The following is a 3,677-nucleotide window of genomic DNA, read 5'->3' as shown; positions in this document are numbered from 1 at the left end:
ATCCATTTGGACTGGCTTAGTTGACGTTTTTCGTGGCGTCTTACCCAAACTCGACTTCTCGTGCTGAGCAGTTACAACATTTCATTCCTCCAGTTGAATTTAAAGAGAACTCTTTAAAACAAGACAAGGAAAAGCAATGATGATTGCTCGGTGAATGACTTTTCCTTACAGCTGAATTATAGCTTTGCGGTCACAATAAATCAAGGATAACTCCTCAGCGCGTGAATTCTGGAATTAGAAGCGGATTTTGAAATGTAGCAAACTGCCCCAGCTATATGTCTAAGCCCTGCTTTCGTTAAGTTGCTATGAAGCTACGAATACGGCAGAACACGGCTCCACCAGCCTCTGACTGAAAGCCGCCAGAGACTTTGCGCTTCACACATAGCATTCATAGGTGTAACTGCTCAGCGCGAGAAGGTGGATTCAAATTGCTAGACATTGCGCTCTGAAGCGGCGGCTGGAGCGCAGCGAAGAAGCCAGTCGCAAGCACGAACAGGTAGCGGCGCTTCAAACTGACCGAAACGGCCCAGTAGTCTGGACTGCTGCGCCAAAGCTTTAACCCGCATCCAGCGGATGTCCCCAGCTACACTAAGCAGCGTGGACCGTCGCCCCTTCATCCTCTCCGGCCTGATTCTGGGGCTGGTCACCTTTGGGGCGCTGGGCTACCGAATAACTGAAGGCTGGAGCTGGCTGGACTGCGTGTACATGAGCATTATGGTGCTGACCACCGTGGGCTTCGGCGAGGTTCAGCCGCTGAACGTGCACGGTAAAATCTTCAGCATCGTCTTGATGACTTTCGGCATTGGGCTGATGCTGTATCTGCTGACGCTGCTGGCCGAAACGGTGATTCGCAGCGTCACCGACCCCAGTATCAACAAGAGGCGCAGGGAAAGGAGAATCATGAATCTACGGGGCCACACGATTGTCTGCGGGTACGGGCAGGTCGGCGAGGCAGTGACCACCGCCCTGGTCAGCGCTAAGCGTGAGGTCGTGGTGATTGACCACCGCACCGAACACATTGAATGGGCCGAGACGCACGGCGTTCACACGCTGGTCGGCGACGCTACCGACGAGGAAGTGCTGCGCCGCGCCGGGCTAGACCGGGCTGCCTCGCTGGTCACGGTTATCAACTCCGACCCCAGCAACCTATACGTGGTGCTCTCGGCCAAAGGCATTAAGCCGCAGTTGCAGGTGATTGCGCGGGCCAGCGACGAAAGCGCCGCCCGCAAGATGCGCCGCGCCGGGGCCGACGAGGTGGTCAACCCCTACCAGCTCTCGGGCAACCGGATCGCGGCCATGATGCTGGCCCCGCAGTTTTCACGCCTGCTCAGCGGGGGGGCCACCAGCGACCATTTCACGGTGCGCGAGATTGGCGTCGGTCAGCTTCTGATTGGCCGCAGCATCGAGCAGCTTGGCCGCGATACCGGTGCCCTGGTGATTGGTATATGGCGCGATGGGCAGGTCGTGCGGGCGCGTGCCGGAGAGATTTTGCAGGCTGGCGATACCGTGCTGGTTGCCGGAGCTGCCCACGAGGTCGAGGCGGTCGAGGGTCAGCAGCCCTGATGGGGCTGGCCCTTTCGTGTGAAACGACCCTCTCACGCGAACCCGTAGTTTGGCCGTCGAGTTAAGCCGTATCAGGCCGAGAATCCGCGTGAAAAGCGCCGCTCCAACCCGCTTTGCACCACTTCCAGCAGGCTGCTGATGACCCAGTAGATCAGCGCGGCCATCAGATAGGGGCCAAACGGCTCGAAGGTGCGGGCGATGACCAGCTGGGAGCTGCGGAGCAGTTCGACCACCGTGATGACCGATACCAACGAGGTGTCCTTGACCAGGCCGATCAGCGTGTTGCTCATGCTGGGCAGGGCCACCCGCGCCGCCTGCGGCAAGATGACCAGCCGCATGGTCTGCGAGGAGGTCAACCCCAGGCTGGTGGCGGCCTCGCGCTGGCCCTTGCCGATGCTCAGGATGGCGGCCCGCATCGTTTCCGAGAGGTAGGCGGCGGCGTTCAGCGTCAGCGCGATGACGCCGCCTGCCAGCGGATTGAGGGTGATGCCGAAGCTAGGCAGGCCGTAATAGATGACAAAAATCTGAACCAGCAGTGGTGTTCCCCGGATAAACGAGACGAACACGCTGCTGATCCAGCGCAGAACACGCAAGCGCGAGAGACGTGCCAGCGCCACCACAAACCCCAGCGGCAACCCGAGCAGCATGGCCCCCAGTGCAAAGCCCAGAGTGGTCGGGGTGGCACTGAGTAACGTCGGCAGAGAAGCCCAGGCACTTTGCAAGACGGTCTGGAGCTGCTCGATGTTCATTGGCTCAGTATGCTAGCGCTTGCTGACATCAGTGCCAAACCACTGGCGGCTGATCTTGGTATAGGTGCCGTCGGCCTTCATTTGCAGCAGCGCCTTGTCGATGGCTTTTTTCAGGTTAACGTTGTCTTTCTTGATAGCAATGGCGATGGGCCGGGGATCACTGATGACGCCTGCCCCCACGATAGGCAGATTCTGGGACTTGATGAGATAACTGACCAGCAGCTTGTCGTTGTAAGCAGCGTCCAGGCGTCCGGCGGCGAGGTCGGCCAGGTACTCGGGGGCGCCGGGATAAGTGACCACGTTGATTCCGCCGACGGCCCGCAACTGCTGCTCGTAGTTGCTGCCCAGGCCCACGCCGACGCGCTTACCCTTCAGGGCGTTCAGGGTGGCTGGCTTGAAGCTGCCGCCCTTTTTCACGATGATCTGTCCGTAGCTGTACGCGTAGGGCGTGCTGAACCCGATGGTCTTCTGGCGCTCGGGAGTAATGCCCACCTGGTTGGCGATCACGTCGTACTTGTTCGCCTGGAGGCCAGCCAGAATGCCGCTCCACTCGGTCAGCACGAATTCAGGCTTCAGGTTTAGCTTGGCGGCCAGGGCTTTGGCCACGTCCACGTCGAAGCCGCTCAGGTTGCCCGAGGCGTCCTTGAAGGTAAAGGGCGGGTAGGTGCCTTCCATGCCGATTTTCAGCGTGCCCTTGGTCAGGGTGGGAGCCTGTGAGCTAGAGGTCTGGGCGCTGACGGTACCGAGCAGGGTCAGGGCGCTCAGCCATAGTTGTTTGGTCTTCATGGTCTCTCCTCGTAAACGTAAATTGCAAAGAGCTACTTAGCGCATTTTGCAAAAAGATGGTGCTCTTTTTACCCTCTTTTTGCCGAGTCGAACGAGTGAACAAGAAAGAGCAGGACGTAGAATGAAGGGGGTGGCGGTGTTGTTCCGACGTGCCCATCATTTTGCAGAACTGCTCTAGCAGCGTCGAAGAACAGGTGGGACAACTCTGGATCAGGCCCCCAACGTGACCTGAAAGCAGATCAAAAGAGTACACCTTTACCAGTAGCTCCCGGTTACAGTTTCGCCGATTCGGGGAAAGGTCCCGAGTCCGCCTTCGCCAGCAGCTCCTTTTCGCCTTTTTACTCTGCTACGTAGCTCTTTGTTAGTCTGCTCGGGGCAATACCCGGCTCATAACCTGGTCATTATCCGGCAGCTACTTGCCAGCGGGCGACAGCGCCGTACATGACCCTTGACCCGGCCCCTCCCAGAAGCAGTCCCGGCGTAGCATGGCTCCATGACTGCTGCGCCTTCCGGTGATGCTCCGTTTCATGGCGACCCTGCCGAGGGCCGTATTCCTGTGATCGTTATCGGCGGCTTTCT

At 58.8% G+C, this 3,677-nt stretch carries 3 protein-coding genes; 1 reads left to right on the top strand and 2 read right to left on the bottom strand.

Going from position 1 to position 3,677, the window contains the following annotated elements; genetic code table 11:
* The first annotated feature begins 597 nt into the window (after nucleotides 1-597).
* Nucleotides 598-1,563 carry a TrkA family potassium uptake protein gene (locus QZ269_RS12345; RefSeq protein WP_291427006.1) on the top strand — a complete coding sequence of 322 codons (966 nt, stop codon included), beginning with the start codon at nucleotides 598-600 and terminating at the stop codon, nucleotides 1,561-1,563.
* Nucleotides 1,564-1,634: 71 nt separating this feature from the next.
* Here the strand turns inward: QZ269_RS12345 and QZ269_RS12340 are convergent, their stop codons facing one another.
* Both QZ269_RS12340 and QZ269_RS12335 read right to left on the bottom strand, forming a co-directional pair.
* Nucleotides 1,635-2,312: an amino acid ABC transporter permease gene (locus QZ269_RS12340; protein WP_291427005.1), complete on the bottom strand. Its 678-nt coding sequence runs from the start codon at nucleotides 2,310-2,312 to the stop codon at nucleotides 1,635-1,637.
* A 12-nt stretch (nucleotides 2,313-2,324) separates the two neighbouring features.
* A complete protein-coding gene (locus tag QZ269_RS12335) occupies nucleotides 2,325-3,098 on the bottom strand; it encodes a transporter substrate-binding domain-containing protein (RefSeq protein ID WP_291427004.1) in 774 nt (257 codons plus the stop codon).
* Nucleotides 3,099-3,677: the final 579 nt, after the last annotated feature.

It is taken from the genome of Deinococcus sp. (assembly GCF_018260405.1).
Classification (GTDB): Bacteria; Deinococcota; Deinococci; order Deinococcales; family Deinococcaceae; genus Deinococcus.
The sequence above is the reverse complement of the archived record's forward strand: the minus strand, read 5'-3'. Positions and strand labels throughout refer to the sequence as shown.